The sequence below is a fragment of the Chryseobacterium sp. C39-AII1 genome, from assembly GCF_039672645.1.
In the GTDB taxonomy this organism is placed as follows: Bacteria; Bacteroidota; Bacteroidia; order Flavobacteriales; family Weeksellaceae; genus Chryseobacterium.
In genome coordinates, this window is record NZ_JBDFPQ010000013.1 from 1 (window position 1) to 18,828 (window position 18,828).

An 18,828-nucleotide genomic window follows, 5' to 3' on the forward strand; every position below is an offset into this window, starting at 1 on the left:
TAAAATCAGGGGCGATATCTTGGTATCAACGAAACGTCTTTCTTTATCCTGCTGCTTTTCCTTTAGGTTAATTTTTTTAACTAATCTATATCTATTTTTTTCTATTTGCAAACTTACCATAGAAATGGCATCCTTTTTTGTTGCGGCGGAGCGAAGCGGAGCCGTAACAAAAAAGATAAAATGGATAGCGGGAAAAAGCTCCTTATTAGGTTGGAGAGTTTGAGAATTGGAGAGTTTGAGGATTAAAAGAATCTCCATGACAAAGTAAAAATCATCCATTCTTTGGCTGCTGCTATTGCCACATCTTTGCAGTGTAAATAAATTTTTATGAAAAAGACAGCAATTATTATCCTTTCTGATCCAAAATCGGATTCAGAAGAAGCAATGGGGAGAGTGTTCAACGCGTTGGCATCAGCTTACGAGTTTAAGCATGCAGGAGAAGAGGTGAAAATCATTTTTCAGGGAACGGGAATCAGATGGCCAGAGCAACTAGAAAAGGCAGACCATCCTCTTAATAGGCTTTACAGCGAGGTAAGAAATCACGTTCAGGGTCTTTCAAAAGGTTGTGTAGCGGTTTTCGGAACAGAGGTTTCGGGCTACGATCTTTTGAACGAAAATGAAGTGCCTGGAACTCCGGGATTACCAAGCTTACTCAACCTTAGAAATGAAGGTTTCGATATTTTGATTTTCTAACAAAGCTCTCAACTGCTCTCCTGATTTTTAGGAGGGCAGTTTTAATGAAGAACAGTTTAAAAATATTAATTAAATTGCAGACATCATGTTGTCACAATCTGTATATACGCTTGTCAATCAGCAAAATGGAAATCTTGCCTTCAAACTGTTTGAGTTTGATAACAATAGCTATTTTGATCATATTCAGCGTAATAATTATTTCACTTTAATATTAATTACTTCCGGTGAAGGAACTGCAACCGTTGATCTTTGTGATTATCAGTTTCAGGAAAATACGATGTTTGCGTTTTATCCTTATCAGCCCTTTATGCTGTGTTCTAAAAAACCAATCATGGGAATTTCTATACAGTTTCACCATGATTTTTTCTGTATTTATCGCCATCATAAGGAAATTGCATCAAACGGTATTTTGTTTAATAATGTTTACCAGCAACCTTTTATTTGCCTGAATGAATTCAGTAAAAGTTCTATTTTGAATCTCATCAACGGAATTGCAAATGAATTAAAAGCCGACGGTTTCCGAAAAGATGAAGTGTTGGTTTCTTATCTGAAAATTTTGCTCGTAACGGCAACGAGGATAAAGCTTGAACAACAATCGCTTCAGGATTCGCAGACAACGAATATCAAGCAACAGTTTATTATTCAGAATCTTAAAAACGCTATTGAAGATAATTTCAGGATAAAACATTCGGCGAGTGATTATGCCGACCTTTTGAATCAAACTCCGGCTTCACTGGCAAGAATTACGAAGAATCATTTTAATAAAACCCTTTCTGACATGATTACCGAACGGATTATTATTGAAGCAAAAAGAGAATTGTACCTTACAGATAAGACGATTAAAGAGATCGCTTATGAACTGGGATATGATGACGAATATTATTTCAGCAGGCTTTTTAAAAACAAGACCGATATTTCACCTCAAATTTATAGAAATACGATTGGTTTTAACAGAGGAAATGCCAATAATTAATATAAACCTATTTTCTTTATTATCTGTAAAATATTAACAATGAACGACTACAATAATTATATGATTAAGTGTATTGAATTGGGCAAACAGGCATTAGAAAACGGAAATCCGCCCGTTGGTTCTTTATTAGTTTTTGAAGATAAAATTATCGGCAGAGGCGTTGAATCTGGCAAATCTTCAGGAGATATTACGCAACATGCAGAAATTTTAGCGGTAAAAGATGCTTTGGCAAATGGTTACCGAGACATTTTAAACCAAGCTATACTTTTCTCAACTCATGAACCTTGTATTATGTGTTCTTATTTCATCAGGCATTATCAAATTAAAAAAATAGTATTCGGTACTTCTGTTCCGCTTGTTGGCGGACAAACTTCTGAATTCAAAATACTAGAAACGGAAACTATTCTGAAATGGGGCAAAAAACCTGAAATAGAATCAGGAATTCTTCAGCAGGAATGTGAAATGCTGAATGATCAATTTCGACAATATCTTGCTACTCAAAATAAATAAATTTTAAAATATTCTCTTTTTATGTAAAGCTGAAGATTTTTATTCAGTAACAATCTATTCAAACAAAAATTACACAAATCACGACTTTGAAATCATCATTTTTACAACAATGAACAATTAATGTTAGAGAATTGTTAATTTTTATTAAATAAAATTAAAATCTATTTGTTTAAACTGAGAAAATATATTTATTTTAGTGCTTTAAAAATTTCTCATGAAAAGATATAATTTATTGATTGTACTATTACTACTAATTTTTAACGTTACTACGGCTCAAAAGAAGTCTCCGGCAGCAGATTTGAGCATTTTGGGAGAAACGAAATCTAAAATAGAAAAAACGGTTCCGCTTGTTATTCAGCATTTGCAGACAATTGCATCTAAAGAAGGTGACAATAATATTGTTACCAACGGAAAATTTGCCTTAGGTAAAGAATATGGAATTATGGAATCTGAGTGGTTTTTGTACAGAAATAATATGAAAAACTGTATTCTGAACAACTCTTCGAAGAAGGCAAAAAAATGTATGCAATATCATAATGATATGTTTAGAGGTACAATGATCAACTACAACAATTATATCACAAACCTTACAAAAAAGAACGGATATTTAGGAGTTGAAGGCGATACAAAGTTCGATTTTAAACCTACTGAAATTTCTACTAAATTATCGGAAGCTTACTTCAATGCAAACGATGCAGCAGGAAGAATGAAAGGTCCTCAAAAAGTAGAATTTATGGATCAGTCGATGGCAGAAGGGAATAAGCTTACACCTTTCAACCAATTGGCTCAATAATTAAACAACAAAATAATATATAGAATCCTGCTTTTTAAGCGGGATTTTTTTTGATCTAAATTTTAATGTTAAACGGCTCTTTTTTTGATTTGAATTTATATATACCCAAAACATAATTTATCATGTTAAAAAAAGGAGACAGCGTAAAATGGCGGTTCAGCAATGGTGAAACCTACGGAATCATCATTAAAATTCATACCAAAGATTTCGTTTTTATGAATCGTCAACGCCGAGCATCAGAAGAAAATCCTCAGTATGAAGTTATGAGCGAAAAGACTGGGAAAACAGCCGTTCATAAAGCTTCAGCATTGAAAAAGAGATAAATTTTGCAGGGTGTTATTTTGAGCGAAACGCAGTGGAGTTTAAAAATTTCAAAATAAAAAATCCCGAAGAAAAATCCGCGGGACTATATTTAAGAAGTTTTTGCTTTTATTTATTTCTGAACTGCGGGTAAATTTCCGTTGGCTTTCTGTACTTTTTTGTAAGTGTAGCCACACATCAAAATACTGAATTCGTACAGCAATAATAATGGGAATGCTGCCATCAACATACTTAAAACGTCTGCCGGAGTAATAATTGCAGCAACAACCATAATTAAAACAATCGCGTGACGACGGTACGTTCTCATGAACATAGGCGTTAAAATTCCTATCGATGTAAGGAAATAAATCAAGACAGGGAAAAGGAAAATTACTCCCATTCCTAAAACAACCTGTAAAAATAACGTCGTATAATCGCTCAAATCATATAACGGAACGATAATATCGGAAATTTTAAAGATAACTCCGAAATTAACTGCAAAAGGAAGAATTAAAAAATATCCGCATAAAACCCCGATCATGAACAACATCCAAACTGCATTGATGATAAAGATTGAATTTTTTCTTTCTTTCGGATGTAATGCCGGACTGATAAATCTCCAAAGTTCCCAAACGATATAAGGAAATGCTGCAACCATTCCACCAAAGATGGAAACAGCCATCATCACATTAAATTGTTGGTATAATTTACTCGCACGCACCGGAAAATCTTTCGGAAGGTGAATACTTTCTTCGCCCAATACCATTTTTGAAAAGTGGTTGACCAATTCAAAAGTCGGAAAATCATTTCTCGTAGGACCAAAAAAGATGTGATCCATAATCCAGTTGATATTAAAGCCGACAATGAATGCAGCGACTACAATCGCAAGAATCGAGCGGATGAGGTGACCTCTTAGTTCTCCAATATGCCCAAGAAAGGACATGTCTTTACCTTCACTCACAGAATAAAATTTTTTAAGGCTCCAAATTTATGAAAAAAGTTTCAGTAAAGCAGGAAGTTGGTCGTGGGAAGATGGAAGTTTAATTTTAATTTAAGATGCTTCCACTGCTTCAATATGATAATTCTTGTACCAACCGCTTTATTTAACAGTCAATTTGTAGCGATGTCATGCTGAGCTAAGCCGAAGCATTTGAATGTTTTTACAATTTTCCAGCTTAATTTATTCCTTCATCCAACAACTTATGTAGATCAATGATTCCGAAATATTTTCCGTTTTCAGTAACAATCAGTTGCCCAATATTATTGTCCTTTAAAATTTTCATGGCTTCTTTGGCTAAAGCGGTTCTTTCTACCGTTTTTGGATTGGCAGACATAATATCTTTCGCCAAAACCTGAGCAATATCGTCGCCTTTCAACAACATTCTTCTTAGATCCCCATCAGTAATAACACCAATAATATTATCGTTTTCTGTAACTACCGTAATCCCGTGTCTCGAGCTGCTTATCGATATAATAACATCTTTTACCGTATCATTTTCTGTCACCTGAGGCTTTTGCGAAGAAAGGAAATCATCAACTTTTGAGATTAAATTTTTGCCTAAACTTCCGCCAGGATGAAATTTCGCGAAATCATTAGCTTTAAAATCATTCAGTTCCATTAAAGAAATGGCTAAAGCATCACCAAGCGCCATTTGTAAGGTCGTGGAACTTGTAGGAGCCAGTTTGTTTGGGCAAGCTTCTTTATCAACATGCGTATCCAGAATAATATCAGAATATTCAGCGAGCTTACTTGATTTATTTCCTGTCATTCCTATTAATGAAGAAGAATAATCTTTTAAATAGGGAAGGAGGTTTACAATTTCAGGCGAATTTCCCGAAAGAGAAATGCATAAAACAACATCCTGCTTCTGAATCACGCCCAAATCTCCATGAATTGCCTCCGAAGCATGCAGGAATTGAGAAGGTGTTCCTGTAGAATTCAGCGTGGCAACGATTTTATTTCCAACGTGAGCCGATTTTCCGATTCCTACGACAATCAGTTTTCCCTTTGCCGAATGAATGGTTTCCACAGCTTTCACAAAATCATCATCAAGCCTGTTTTTAAGTTTTTCAAGTTCCGAAATCTCTATTTCTAAAGTCGTTTTCGCGATTGAAATGATGTTCGCTTTTTCCATTTTACTTTTATAGGTATACAATAAAATTCTTTATAACCGTTATATTTTAAAAAGAATATTTAATATAAATTTTATTTTTTATAAATTCGTTCGCTTTTATTTTAAGCAAAATTTTTATAACTTTGGGATACATGCAAATTTAGCAATAGAAAATTAGATGGGTGCAAAAAAAGCCAATTTATCAGGCGAATTGAAAAAATATTTCGGGTTTTCTACATTTAAAGGTCAACAAGAGCAAATTATAGAAAACCTGTTGGAAGGGAAGGATATATTTGTCTTAATGCCGACCGGAGGTGGTAAATCTTTATGTTATCAGCTTCCGGCACTTATTTCTGAGGGCACGGCAATTGTGGTTTCACCTTTAATTGCGTTGATGAAGAACCAGGTAGACGCTGTAAACGGTCTTTCATCAGAGGATGGGGTAGCCCATGTTTTGAATTCTTCATTGAACAAAACTCAGACCAAACAGGTTTTTGATGATATTAAAAGTGGCAGAACAAAACTCTTATATGTAGCTCCTGAATCATTAATTAAAGAAGATTATTTAGAGTTTTTAAAAGAAGTGAAAATTTCCTTCTTTGCTATTGACGAGGCGCACTGTATTTCAGAATGGGGACACGATTTCAGACCTGAGTATAGGAATTTAAAATCCATTATCGATAAAATTGCAGATGTTCCTGTGATTGCATTAACGGCAACGGCAACGCCTAAGGTTCAGGATGATATTCAGAAAACTTTAGGAATGATTAATGCTTTGGTTTTCAAGGAAAGTTTTAATAGACCGAATCTATATTACGAGGTACAGCCAAAAGTAAATGTAGATCGTGAAATTGTGAAATTTATCAATCAACATAAAGGAAAATCGGGAATTGTTTACTGTTTAAGCCGAAGAAAGGTTGAAGAATTTGCGCAGCTTTTACAGGTAAACGGGGTAAATGCATTACCTTACCACGCTGGTCTAGATCAAAAAGTAAGAGTAGCGAATCAGGATAAATTCTTGATGGAAGAGGTGGATGTAATCGTTGCAACCATCGCATTCGGGATGGGAATTGATAAACCGGATGTCCGTTTTGTGATTCACTATGACTTCCCAAAATCGTTGGAGAGTTATTATCAGGAAACCGGTCGTGCAGGTAGAGACGGTGGTGAAGGCCACTGTTTGGCATTCTATGATCCTAAAGATATTGAAAAATTAGAAAAATTCTTAGCTCAAAAACCTGTTTCCGAGAGAGAAATCGGATTACAGTTGTTGAATGAAGTAGTAGGTTACGCCGAAACTTCAATGAGCAGAAGACAATATATATTGTATTATTTTGGTGAAAACTTCGATCCGATTCATGGTGACGGCGCCAAAATGTGTGATAATTCATCGAATCCTCCAAAACTGAAGGATGCAACGGATGATTTGAAGAAAGCTTTAGAGCTAATTCGCGATACAGGTGAAAAATTTAAATCAAAAGATCTGATTTCTGTTATTGCCGGAAAAGAAAATGCGGTGACAAAATCATATAAATTGGAGCAGGCTTCGTATTTCGGATTTGGAAAAGAAGAAAAAGACAATCACTGGAAAACGATTTTAAGACAGGCAACGGTTCAGAATTTCCTTCAAAAGGATATTGAAACGTATGGTGTTTTAAAAATTACCGAAAAAGGAAGATTGGTTCTGGAAGGTAAGCTTGAACATTCTTTTCTGATTGCTGAAGACAGAGAATTTGATTTAACACAAAGTAAGGCAGAAAGCGACCAGATCCAACAGCAATCTGCAGGTGGATTAGATCAAAATTTATTCGCTTTATTAAAAGAATTAAGAAAGAAAGTTGCCAAAAAATACGGGATTCCGCCGTACACGGTTTTTATGGATCCGAGTTTGGAAGATATGACGGTTCAATACCCGATTTACGTTGAAGAAATTGCGAAAATTTATGGTGTTGGAGAAGGGAAAGCCAAAAAATACGGTAAAGAATTTGCGGATTTTATCAATAAATATGTAGAAGAAAATAATATTGAACGTACTCAGGATATGGTGTTGAAACAGGTGGCAAATAAATCGAGCCATAAAGTTTTTATCATTCAAAGTACCGACAAAAAGATTGATCTTGAAGACATTGCAAGAGCGAAAAATCTTTCGATGGATGAATTGTTGAAGGAGATGGAACGTATTGTTTATCAGGGTACAAAATTAAATATTGATTATTATATCGAAGATAATTTTGATGAAGATATTGTAGACGGTTTCATGGAATTTATGAATGAATCTGAAAGCGACAGCATGAAAGTTTTATTGGATGAATTTGGCGATGAATTATCTGATGAAGAAGTACGAATGTTGAGGATAAAATTCATTAGCGACGTCGCGAACTAAAATGATTTTAAACGATAATGAAATAATATTAAAAGAAATTCTTCCTAGGAAGAATTTCTTTTTTATTTGAAATAAGTAAGAAACTTTAACGTTTAGTTTGTCATTCCGTAGGAATCTAAGCTCGAATTTTTACATTTTATTTTTTCGAATACTATGTCTAGATTCCTACAGAATGACAAATTGGATGATAGAAAATTTTAAAGGTTATTTAATTTTTAAGTTAAAAATCATTAATTACGGGTTGGGATTGATAGTTCCCAAAACTTTTTACTAATTTTACACTGATGAAAAAGATTTCTGTCATATTTATTCTGCCGGACCTTGAAACCGGAGGCGCAGAAAGGATCGTTACCACTATTGTGAATCATCTTTCCAGAGATCGATTTGAGCCTAAGATTATGCTTTTACGTAAGCAGGGCGGTTATCTGAATTTTTTAAAGGATGATGTGGATATTATTGATATTAATACCGAAAGGATTCGTCATTCTTTAAGACCAATTTTAAGGGAAATTTACAGAAGAAAACCGGATATTGTATTTTCAGGTTTTGGTGAAGTGAATGCTTATTTGTCTTTGTTTATCAAGCTTTTTCCGAGAACGAAGTTTATTGCAAGAGAAACCAATGTGGTGACGCAACATGTGACGCGTAAAGAAATTAAATTTTTCTACAACTTTTATAATAACTACCAGAGAATCATTGCGCAAAGCGATGATATGCGAAAAGATCTTATCGATAATTTTAATATTAAGCAAGGGAAAATTGTGAAGATCAATAATCCTGTAGATTTTGATTTTATTGATGCTAAACTGGCAGTTTCCACAAAGCCTGAAAGTTTTAAATATAATTATAAAAATGTGGTGGCCATTGGTAATTTATCTGCCAGAAAAGGGTTTGATAATTTGCTGAAAGTATTTTCAAGATTAAAAAATGAAAATATTATTCTTCACATTTTAGGTGATGGTCACGACCGAGAAATTCTTCATCAGATGAAAGATTTTTTGGGATTAAAACAGGTTATTTTTCATGGTCGACAGGAAAATCCGTATCAATTTCTGAAGTATGCCGATTTGTTTATTCTTTCCTCAAGATATGAAGGTTTTCCCAATGTTTTATTGGAAGCCGGAGCTTGCGGAACTTATTCTTTAGCGAATAATTGTCCGGGAGGAATCAACGAAATTATTCAAGATAATACGAATGGCGAAATTGCAGATATTGAAAATCATGAGGATTTTTCCAGAAAAATACTCCAAATTCTTCACAGAGATCACGATAAAGATGCTATAAAAAATTCTATAAAATCCAGATTTTCAAAGAATATTATTTTAGATAAATACGAACAGGTTTTGATTGATCTCATGACCAAATAATATTTATGGATACTTTCCGTACATTTGGGGCTGTTAATTTTATTTAAAATCAAGATTTCATCAATGAATAAAGTTCAGAAATTAGGCTGCGCGTGTGAAAAACCTACTTCAAATTATACGGAATACAGAACTTCTGAGTTGGGAACAGATCATTCCCACGGAAAAAATGCGGAAGTAAGTATTCAGCAGTGTAAATTATGCCAAAGAATTTGGATTCATTATTCTATTAAATCCGAAAATTTACCGGAAACCGAAAAATGGTATAAAGGAATTGTTTCGAAAAAAGACCGTCCACAAATTACTCCCGAAAATGCAGTTGAATTTCTGGAAAGTCTTGAGTGGTATGTGTATGGAGGTTCTTATTTTGAAAATAAGATAGAATTTGGACAGGGCAAATTGAATGTAAATTTTTAGACGGGCTGGAAGTCTGAAGCTAGAGGCTGGAAGATCATGTTTAGCGCTAAGTTTTAAAAAATATACACAATACTTTAAACTTCCATCGCCCATCACCCATCCTCCAACTTCGAACTTGAAAAAATTTGATAAATCTCACTTTCTCACGTGGTAATTAATCGTTAAATTTGTAAGAATTAAGATAGATAATAATAAACAAATTCATATAATAACATGAGTCAATTCGATGTTACCGTAATCGGTTCTGGTCCTGGTGGTTATGTTGCTGCAATTCGTGCTGCACAATTAGGTTTCACAGTAGCTATTATTGAAAAATATCCAACTTTAGGAGGAACTTGTCTTAACGTGGGATGTATTCCGTCAAAAGCGCTTTTAGACAGCTCTGAGCATTTTGAGAACGCAAAACACAATTTTGCAGGTCACGGAATCATTATCAACGAGCCTCAGGCAGATATCGCAAGAATGATCGAGCGTAAAAATGAGGTAATCAAACAAAATACAGACGGAATCAGCTATCTGATGAACAAAAACAAAATTACTGTTTTTGAAGGTGTTGGGAGCTTCGAATCTGCAACTCAAATTAAAGTAACGAAAAACGACGGTTCTACTGAAACGATCGAATCTAAATATACAATCATTGCAACGGGTTCTAAACCAACTTCTTTACCTTTCATTACTTTAGATAAAGAAAGAGTAATTACGTCTACGGAAGCTTTAAATCTTAAGGAAATTCCTAAGCATTTAGTAGTGATCGGAGGTGGAGTTATTGGTCTTGAGCTTGGTTCTGTTTATTTAAGATTAGGCGCTCAAGTAACTGTGGTTGAGTTTATGGATAAAATCATTCCTGGAATGGATGGAGCTTTAAGTAAAGAATTAACTAAAGTTCTTAAAAAACAAGGAATGAAGTTCATGCTTTCTACAGCAGTTTCTGCGGTTGAAAGAAATGGAGATACTGTAAAAATTACAGCTAAAGATAAAAAAGGAGAAGAGGTAGTTGTAGAAGGAGATTATTGTTTAGTTTCTGTAGGTAGAAAGCCTTACACAGACGGACTTGGACTAGAGAAAGCTGGTGTAGAGCTTGACGAAAGAGGAAGAGTAAAAACTAACGATCACCTTCAAACGAACGTTGCTAATATCTACGCAATCGGAGATGTTATCAAAGGAGCAATGTTGGCTCACAAAGCTGAAGAAGAAGGAGTTTTCGTTGCTGAAACATTGGCTGGACAAAAACCTCACGTTAATTATAACTTAATTCCTGGTGTTGTTTACACTTGGCCTGAAGTTGCCGGAGTTGGTAAAACTGAAGAGCAATTGAAGGAAGAAGGTATTGCTTACAAAGTAGGATCTTTCCCAATGAGAGCATTAGGTAGAAGCCGTGCAAGTGGTGATGTTGATGGTTTGGTTAAAATTATTGCAGACGAAAAAACTGACGAAGTTTTGGGGATGCACATCGTAGGAGCAAGAGCTGCCGATTTGATCGCTGAAGGGGTAATTGCTATGGAATTCCGTGCAAGTGCTGAAGATATTGCAAGAAGTTCTCACGCTCACCCGACGTATGCAGAAGCTATTAAAGAAGCTGCATTGGATGCTACAGCTAAGAGACCGATTCATATGTAATATTTGATTAAAAGATTTAATCATTTTAAATATTTAAAAATTAAGGCTGTCAATATGATGACAGCCTTTTTTATGTTCAAACTAATCCTCTAAAATCCTCAAACTCTCCGACTCTAAAATTCCCTCACAAAAACTTGCCATTATTTTCCTTACCTTTGCAGACTAATTTTATCATACATGTTACTCGGAAAAACTCAAACTTTAAAAATTTCAGAAAAAATCAGCTCAGGATGGATTTTAACAGACGAATCAGGTGAAAAAGCTTTTTTGCCAAAAATCTTCATTCAGGATGAAAAAGAAATCGACGAAGAGGTAGATGTTTTTGTGTATCAGGATGATAATAAACTAAAAGCTACTACAGAAATTCCATTGGCTGAAGTTGATGAATTTGCTGTGATGAGCTGTGTTCAAAGCCTTCCTAGTGGTGCTTTTATGGATTGGGGAATTATAAAAGATTTATTTATTCCTTACAAGCAACAGAAATCTAAAATTGTTGAAGGTAAAAGATATCTGGTTCATTTGTATGTAGATGATGAATTGGAATTAATTACGGGAACCACCAAATTTAAAAGAAATCCTCAATATCAGGATCTGCCTTTCAAAAAAGGAGATAAGGTAGATTTGATTATGATGAATGAAAGTGAATTGGGCTGGAACGTCGTAATCAACAAAAAATACATCGGCTTGATCTATACTTCTGATGTTTTCAAGAAACTATATCCTTTGTCTGAAGAAAGCGGTTACATCAAAGAAATTCGTGAGGATGGAAAGATTGATGTTTCTCTGCAGCCACAAGGTTTTGAAAATATTGATGAGTTTAAAAAGAAAATTTTAGACAAATTAGAGGAAAATTATGGTTTGCTTTATCTTTCAGACAAATCTACTCCGGAGGAAATTAAAGATGAAATCCAGATGAGTAAGAAGAACTTCAAGAAGGCAATTGGAGGACTTTATAAAGATAAAATTATTGATATTTCAGACGATAAAATCAAATTATTATAAAAAAAATATTATAAAAAAAGCGGGTAGGAATTTATTTTCTACCCGCTTTTTTTATGCAATGAGTTGAAATTGAACCTAGATAACTGATGTATGTCATACAATTTTGTTTAATTATTTTGTTTAACAATTTTGTCAAAAAATAAAATTGATTTAAATTTGCACAAATTTGTTTAACAAAAATGTCAAATCAAGCAAAAAAAGACCAAACACAGGAATTAATCAAAGAGACAGCAAAGAATTTATTCTTTGTGAAAGGGAAATTTGATGCTACAACGCAAGAAATTGCAGATGCAGCGGGAGTAAACAGAACGTTGATCAATTATTATTTTCGTTCCAGAGACAATCTTATTCAGATCATTTTTGATGAAGCGCAAAAGGTAGAACAGGATAAATCTAAAGTTATTCAAAACTCAGATCTTCCTTTTAAAGAGAAAATGGGGCAGTTTATTGAGCATAGTTTATCGACCAGCCTTAAATATCCATACTTAGAAACTTATATTGTTTCACAAATCAATAAAGGAAACTGTCATAAAAAAGACATCGAAGAAGATGAGCTTAAAAAGCTGTACAAAGACATCAAAAAAGAAATGGCTTTAGGAAATATCGACACGATGGAACCTATTCAGTTTGTGCTTAATATGGTTTCTTTATTGGTGTTCCCAAGTGCAATAAGACCATTATTAATGGAAAATTTAATGATTAGTGAGAAGAAATTCGACCAGATCATTGCGGCAAGAAAAGACATCATTCTGAATATTTTATTTAAAAATTAACAAAACTGTTAAAGTAATTTAAGAAATGATTCGTCCTTTAGAATTAAAAAATAGAGAAGACAAAAAATTAAAAAAATAAACGAAGTATAAGATTATGAAAAGAAAACGTATAACTGCAAAAAAGCTAAAAATTGGGGTAGCTGCAGCATTTATGATTTTCGGTTTTTCATCAGTGTCTGCTCAACAGCAGGTTTCTTTACAGGAAGCAATAAAACAGGCACTTCAAAATAAAGCAGAAGCTAAAAAAGCTGCTTTACAGGTAAAAAAAGCCGAATATAAAATTGATGAAGCAAAAGCCGGAGCTTTACCACAAGTTACTGCTACAGCTGGTCTTACTTATAATCCGATTATTCAGGAGTCATTGCTTGAATTTGGTGGAGAGAAAATCAGAGCTCAGTTAGGGCAGCCTTGGAGTTCAACGGCTTCTGTGCAGCTTCAGCAGGCAATTTTTGACCAAAGAGTATTCACAGGGCTTAAGGCAGCAAAATCCACTAGAGAATTTTATGTTCTGAACGCTCAGTTAACCAACGAACAGATCATTGAAAATGTAGCAACAGCTTATTATCAGGTATTTGTTCAGGAAGAAAACCTGAAAACGGTGGAGGCAAGCTATGCTAATACAGAAAAAACAAGAAATGTAATCAAAAGTTTGGTAGACAACGGTTTGGCAAAAGCTATTGATTTAGACAGAACGAATGTTCAGCTAACGAATATAGGCTCAAACAGACAGACTTTAATTAATTCTGTTCAGCTTTCGAAAAATGCTTTGAAGTTTTATATGGGAGTTCCGATTTCTACAGATATTGAATTGGAGGAAAAAACCATCGAGCCTAAACCTGAATTGATCGCAAGCAATGTAAATCTTGATGATCGTACAGAGATCAAAGTTTTAAACAAAAACAGAGAACTTTTAGTATTCAATAAAAAAGCAACGGAAGCTTATCTGTATCCAACGGTGAGTTTGGTTGCCAATTATGGTTGGGGTGCAACGGGAGCAAAGTTTCCTTTAACGAACGGTCTTCAAAACGGAGTACTTTGGAGTGATTATTCAGCGATTGGTTTAAATGTAAATATCCCGATTTTCACGGGAGGTGCTACAAAAGCAAAGATCAATCAGGCTGAAATCGACATTCAGGATCTTGATGTTGATATTGAAAATACACAGCTAAGCTTAAGTTTAGATTATAAAAATGCTATTACCAATATGGAAAATGCATTAATCAATATCGAAAGCATGAAAGATAATGTAGATTTGGCAGAAAGAGTTCAAAAAAATACGCAATCTAACTATCAATACGGCTTAGCAACATTAACGGAAGTTTTGGATGCTGAAAATGCACAAACTCAGGCTAAACAGAATTATGCCAATGCTTTATTGGATTATAAGCAAGCTGAAATAAAATTAATTAAAGCGAAAGGAGAGCTAAATACTTTACAAAACCCATAATAAACTATAATGAAAAAAACTTTAATATATATCATCGTAGCGGCTGTACTTATTGGTTTAGCAGCGTACAAGATTGCAGGTAACAAAGAGAAGCAGGAGACGGAAGTAAGAGAAGTTGCCAAGCAGGTAGACAAAATCAATGTGAACGTAATCACAGTAGCAAGAGAAAACATCAATACCGATTACTCAGCCAACGGAACTTTTATCCCGAAACAGGAATCTAATCAGTCTTCTGAAATTTCAGGACGCGTAGTAAGCGTTTTGGTGAAAGAAGGTTCAAAAGTAGGGGCTGGTCAGGTTTTAGCAACGATTAAAAAAGATGCGATTGAAGTAGACGTTACTCAGGCTCAGAACAATTTACAAAATGCAATTATCGATAATCAACGTTACGAAAATGCCTTCAAAACGGGAGGTGTTACTAAGCAACAGGTTGATAATTCAAGATTACAGCTGAAAAATGCTCAGGCGGCGGTAAAAGCTCAGGGAGTAAGAGTAAATGATGCAAGCATCAGAGCGGGAATCAGCGGAACGATCAACAAAAAAATGGTGGAACCGGGAATGGTGGTTGCTCCGGGAACTGCACTTTTCGAAATCGTAAATATCAATTCATTAAAACTTTCAGTTTTGGTGGATGAAAGCCAGATCGGAAAAATTGCTTTAGGTCAGGAAGTGGCTATTAATGTAAATGTTTTACCAGACGATTCTTTCACAGGAAGAATTACATTTATTGCTCCTAAAAGTGATGCTTCTTTGAATTTCCCAGTTGAGGTTGAGGTTCAGAACAGAGGGAACTTAAAAGCAGGTATGTATGCAACAGCGACTTTCAAAACCAACAATGGTGCTGAAACTCAAAATATGCTGACAGTTCCTGCGGAAGCTTTCGTAAACGGAGTAAGCTCAGGACAATTATTTGTGGTAAGCAACGGAACAGCTAAATTAATTAAAGTTCAGACCGGAAAAGTTTACGGTGATAAAGTTCAGATCTTAAGCGGACTGAACGGTGGCGAACAGGTAATTACCAGCGGACAGATTAACCTTGATAACGGTTCAAAAATCAATATCGTAAAGTAAGAGAAGATGAAGTTAGCAGAAATATCCATTAAAAGACCGTCCTTGGTTATCGTATTATTTACGATACTTACACTAGGTGGTTTATTAAGTTACTCCATGATGGGGTACGAGTTGATTCCGAAGTTTGAAACCAATATGGTAACCATTTCTACGGTATATCCGGGTGCTTCGCCTTCTGAGGTGGAAACATCGGTTACCCGAAAGATCGAGGATGCCGTGGGATCTTTGGAAAACGTAAAAAAAGTAGAATCTTCATCTTACGAAAGTTTATCGGTAATCATGGTTCAGCTGAACACGGGTGCTGATGTAAACTATGCACTGAATGATGCTCAGAGAAAGGTAAACGCTATTTTGGCAGATCTTCCGGACGATGCAGATCCGCCATCACTACAGAAATTCTCATTGGATGATTTACCGATCATGACGCTGAGTATTTCAAGTGATAAACTAAATAATAAAGAGCTTTACGATCTTTTAGATAAGAAAATTGAGCCTGTATTTTCCCGTGTAAACGGTGTGGCTCAGGTTGATCTTGTCGGGGGACAGGAGAGAGAAATTCAGGTAAATTTAGATGAAAAGAAATTGCAGGGGTACGGTCTTTCAATCGGAGACGTACAGCAGGCAATTCTTTCTTCCAACTTAGATTTCCCGACGGGAGCTTTGAAAACGAGAACTTCAAGATCTACGATCAGACTTTCAGGAAAATATAAAGATGTTGCTGAAATGAACAATCTTGTGGTTTCCGATAAAAACGGTGCGCAGGTTCGTTTGTCAGACGTAGCAACGGTTTTTGACTCTCAGAAAGATGTTGAAAAAATTGCAAGATACAATCAGAATGCAACGATTTTACTTCAGGTAAAAAAACAGTCGGATGCCAATGCGGTAGCGGTTTCAGAATTAGTTCAGAAAACGATTGCGGATGTTCAGAATAATTATAAAACACAGGCGATTAAAATCAATATTGTAGATGATACAACAGATTTTACGCTTGAAGCAGCAGACCACGTAATCTTCGATTTATTCTTAGCGATTATTTTGGTGGCAGTGGTAATGTTATTATTCCTTCACAACATCAGAAACGCATTTATCGTAATGGTTTCGATCCCGATGTCTTTGATTGCAACAGTAATCGGAATGTATCTGATGGGATATACCCTAAACCTAATGAGTTTACTTGGACTTTCATTGGTAGTAGGTATTCTTGTGGATGACGCGATCGTTGTACTGGAAAACGTATACCGTCACATGGAGATGGGGAAAAGCAGAATTCGTGCAGCATACGACGGAGCTTCAGAAATCGGGTTTACGGTAACGGCAATTACTTTGGTAATTGTGGTGGTATTCTTACCGATTGCGATGAGTTCAGGTTTGGTATCTGATATCCTGGCACAGTTCTGTGTAACCGTGGTTATCGCGACAATGTTGTCGTTATTAGCTTCATTTACCATCATTCCTTGGTTATCATCAAGATATGGTAAATTGGTACACCTTTCAGGTAAAAATGTTTTCGAAAGATTTATTCTTTGGTTTGAAAAGCAATTGGAGAAATTCACACACTGGATCACAGGAATCTTAGAATGGGCTTTAAAAACAACATTAAGAAGAATCATGACGGTAGTGATTACTTTCATCATTTTGATTTCTTCATTTATGTTGGTGGCATTCGGATTTATCGGAGGTGAATTCTTCCCTAAAATGGATAGAGGTCAGTTCCTTGTTCAGATGGAATTACCAAAAGATGCTTCGGTAGAAAAAACGAATCAGGTAACTTTAGCGGTTGAAAAATACCTTAGAAATGATAAAGATGTAGTAGATATGATTACAACAGTGGGTCAGCAGTCATCAGGTTTTGGTGGGGCACAGGCAACGTTGTATCAATCAGAAATTCAGGTAATTTTGGTTGATAAATCTGAACGTAACGAAAGTACAGATATTAAATCTGCTAAAATCAAGAGAGCTTTAGAAGAGAAATTCACCGGAGTTGAGTTTAAAACCGCACCAATCGGATTAATGGGAGCAGATAATGCACCGATCGAAATGGTAGTAACGGCTCAGGATAACGAAACGGCAAATAAAGAAGCGAACAGAATTCTTGAATTGCTTAAAAAAGTTCCTGGTTCTGTAGATGCTGAGTTATCAACCGATTCTGGAAACCCGGAAGTTCAGGTGAATATCGACAGAGATAAGATGGCAGCATTAGGTTTAAACCTTTCAAGTGTTGGACAAACGATGCAGACGGCATTCAGTGGAAATACAGACGGGAAGTTCAGAGCAGGAGAGTATGAATATGATATCAACATCCGTTTTGGAGATGCCAACAGACAATCTATTGATGATGTAAGAAACCTGATGTTTACGAATGCTAAAGGAGAGCAGGTGAGATTGAGCCAGTTTGCAGATGTAAAAATGGGTTCAGGACCAAGTTTGCTTGAACGTAGAGATAAAGCGCCTTCCGTAAAAGTAAAATCTAAAGTGGTAGGTCGTCCGGTAGGAGACGTAGCAAGCGAATGGGCAGCAAAGTTCATGGATAACGAAAAAACAAAACCTGCAGGTGTAAGCTATATCTGGAGTGGTGATATGGAAAACCAAACCGAAGGTTTCGGTACGTTAGGAATCGCTTTATTAGCGGCTATCGTATTGGTTTATTTGGTAATGGTTTCATTATACGACTCGTTTGTCTACCCGTTTGTGGTATTATTCTCCATTCCGTTGGCATTGATCGGGGTAATGGTTATTTTGGCCATCACCGGAAATTCACTGAACATCTTTACGATGCTGGGGATGATCATGTTGATCGGTTTGGTAGCGAAAAACGCGATTATGATTGTCGATTTTGCTAATATGAGAAAAGCAGCGGGAGCAACAACACATGATGCTTTGATTCAGGCAAACCACGCGCGTCTTCGTCCGATCCTGATGACCACGATTGCGATGATCTTCGGTATGATCCCGATTGCGATTGCAAAAGGTGCAGGAGCCGAGATGAACAACGGATTGGCTTGGGTAATCATCGGTGGTTTAACATCGTCATTATTCCTTACCTTGATTATCGTACCGGTAGTTTACTCTTTATTCGATTCAATTTTAAGGAGAATGGGTAAAGATGAAAAAATAGATTATGAAGCTGAAATGAAGGCTGATTATGATCACAGAGAACTAAGTGAAGACGGATTTACTCCGAAACACGTAGACTAATATAACAACCTTTAATTAACCGAAAAACCGTATCAGCAATGATGCGGTTTTTTTCGTTATTGCGATAAGCAAAGCGAAGAAACAATCTCAAAAAATATCCATACAATTTGTCATCCTGTAAGGATCTAATCATAGTATTAGAAAGCAGTAAGAAAAGATTCGAGCTGTGACAAACT

At 35.5% G+C, this 18,828-nt stretch carries 17 protein-coding genes; 14 read left to right on the plus strand and 3 right to left on the minus strand.

The window, feature by feature from the left end:
- Positions 1-279 (minus strand): hypothetical protein (locus ABEG63_RS16905; protein WP_346586391.1); only part of this gene is annotated, 279 nt, incomplete at its 3' end.
- 48 nt (positions 280-327) lie between these two features.
- Between ABEG63_RS16905 and ABEG63_RS16910 the strand changes: the two genes are divergently transcribed.
- From ABEG63_RS16910 to ABEG63_RS16930, 5 genes are all read left to right on the plus strand, one after another.
- Complete coding sequence (locus tag ABEG63_RS16910) at positions 328-693, plus strand: DsrE family protein (RefSeq protein WP_346586393.1); 366 nt, start codon at positions 328-330, stop codon at positions 691-693.
- Positions 694-778: 85 nt separating this feature from the next.
- Complete coding sequence (locus tag ABEG63_RS16915; protein WP_346586394.1) at positions 779-1,666, plus strand: helix-turn-helix transcriptional regulator; 888 nt, start codon at positions 779-781, stop codon at positions 1,664-1,666.
- A 39-nt stretch (positions 1,667-1,705) separates the two neighbouring features.
- Complete coding sequence (locus tag ABEG63_RS16920; protein ID WP_346586396.1) at positions 1,706-2,176, plus strand: nucleoside deaminase; 471 nt, start codon at positions 1,706-1,708, stop codon at positions 2,174-2,176.
- Positions 2,177-2,390: 214 nt separating this feature from the next.
- Positions 2,391-2,969, plus strand: coding sequence for a hypothetical protein (locus tag ABEG63_RS16925; RefSeq protein WP_267402830.1), 579 nt, complete (start codon positions 2,391-2,393; stop codon positions 2,967-2,969).
- A gap of 122 nt (positions 2,970-3,091) precedes the next feature.
- On the plus strand, positions 3,092-3,292 hold the full coding sequence (locus ABEG63_RS16930) for a DUF2945 domain-containing protein (RefSeq protein ID WP_267402831.1): 201 nt from the start codon (positions 3,092-3,094) through the stop codon (positions 3,290-3,292).
- Between the two features lie 110 nt (positions 3,293-3,402).
- On the opposite strand, the gene tatC is transcribed toward ABEG63_RS16930, so the two are convergent.
- Complete coding sequence (gene tatC, locus ABEG63_RS16935; RefSeq protein WP_326983832.1) at positions 3,403-4,230, minus strand: twin-arginine translocase subunit TatC; 828 nt, start codon at positions 4,228-4,230, stop codon at positions 3,403-3,405.
- Between the two features lie 214 nt (positions 4,231-4,444).
- Positions 4,445-5,404, minus strand: a complete 960-nt coding sequence (locus tag ABEG63_RS16940) for a KpsF/GutQ family sugar-phosphate isomerase (RefSeq protein WP_267402833.1) — start codon at positions 5,402-5,404, stop codon at positions 4,445-4,447.
- A 157-nt stretch (positions 5,405-5,561) separates the two neighbouring features.
- On the opposite strand from ABEG63_RS16940, the gene recQ reads away from it, so the two are divergent.
- The 9 genes from recQ to ABEG63_RS16985 all read left to right on the plus strand — a co-directional run bounded on the left by recQ (position 5,562) and on the right by ABEG63_RS16985 (position 18,652).
- Positions 5,562-7,766, plus strand: coding sequence for a DNA helicase RecQ (gene recQ / locus ABEG63_RS16945; RefSeq protein WP_346586398.1), 2,205 nt, complete (start codon positions 5,562-5,564; stop codon positions 7,764-7,766).
- 284 nt (positions 7,767-8,050) lie between these two features.
- On the plus strand, positions 8,051-9,133 hold the full coding sequence (locus ABEG63_RS16950) for a glycosyltransferase (protein ID WP_346586400.1): 1,083 nt from the start codon (positions 8,051-8,053) through the stop codon (positions 9,131-9,133).
- 63 nt (positions 9,134-9,196) lie between these two features.
- Entirely contained in the window at positions 9,197-9,547 is a 351-nt protein-coding gene (locus ABEG63_RS16955; protein ID WP_346586402.1) for a hypothetical protein, read from the plus strand.
- Between the two features lie 213 nt (positions 9,548-9,760).
- Positions 9,761-11,164, plus strand: a complete 1,404-nt coding sequence (gene lpdA / locus ABEG63_RS16960) for a dihydrolipoyl dehydrogenase (protein ID WP_346586404.1) — start codon at positions 9,761-9,763, stop codon at positions 11,162-11,164.
- A gap of 177 nt (positions 11,165-11,341) precedes the next feature.
- Positions 11,342-12,166: a S1-like domain-containing RNA-binding protein gene (locus ABEG63_RS16965; RefSeq protein WP_346586405.1), complete on the plus strand. Its 825-nt coding sequence runs from the start codon at positions 11,342-11,344 to the stop codon at positions 12,164-12,166.
- 179 nt (positions 12,167-12,345) lie between these two features.
- A complete protein-coding gene (locus ABEG63_RS16970) occupies positions 12,346-12,939 on the plus strand; it encodes a TetR/AcrR family transcriptional regulator (protein ID WP_346586407.1) in 594 nt (197 codons plus the stop codon).
- A 94-nt stretch (positions 12,940-13,033) separates the two neighbouring features.
- Positions 13,034-14,386 carry a TolC family protein gene (locus ABEG63_RS16975; RefSeq protein ID WP_346586409.1) on the plus strand — a complete coding sequence of 451 codons (1,353 nt, stop codon included), beginning with the start codon at positions 13,034-13,036 and terminating at the stop codon, positions 14,384-14,386.
- A gap of 9 nt (positions 14,387-14,395) precedes the next feature.
- Positions 14,396-15,457 (plus strand): efflux RND transporter periplasmic adaptor subunit, encoded by a 1,062-nt coding sequence (locus ABEG63_RS16980; protein WP_267402842.1) that lies wholly within the window; start codon positions 14,396-14,398, stop codon positions 15,455-15,457.
- 6 nt (positions 15,458-15,463) lie between these two features.
- Positions 15,464-18,652, plus strand: a complete 3,189-nt coding sequence (locus ABEG63_RS16985) for an efflux RND transporter permease subunit (RefSeq protein WP_346586410.1) — start codon at positions 15,464-15,466, stop codon at positions 18,650-18,652.
- Positions 18,653-18,828 lie beyond the last annotated feature (176 nt).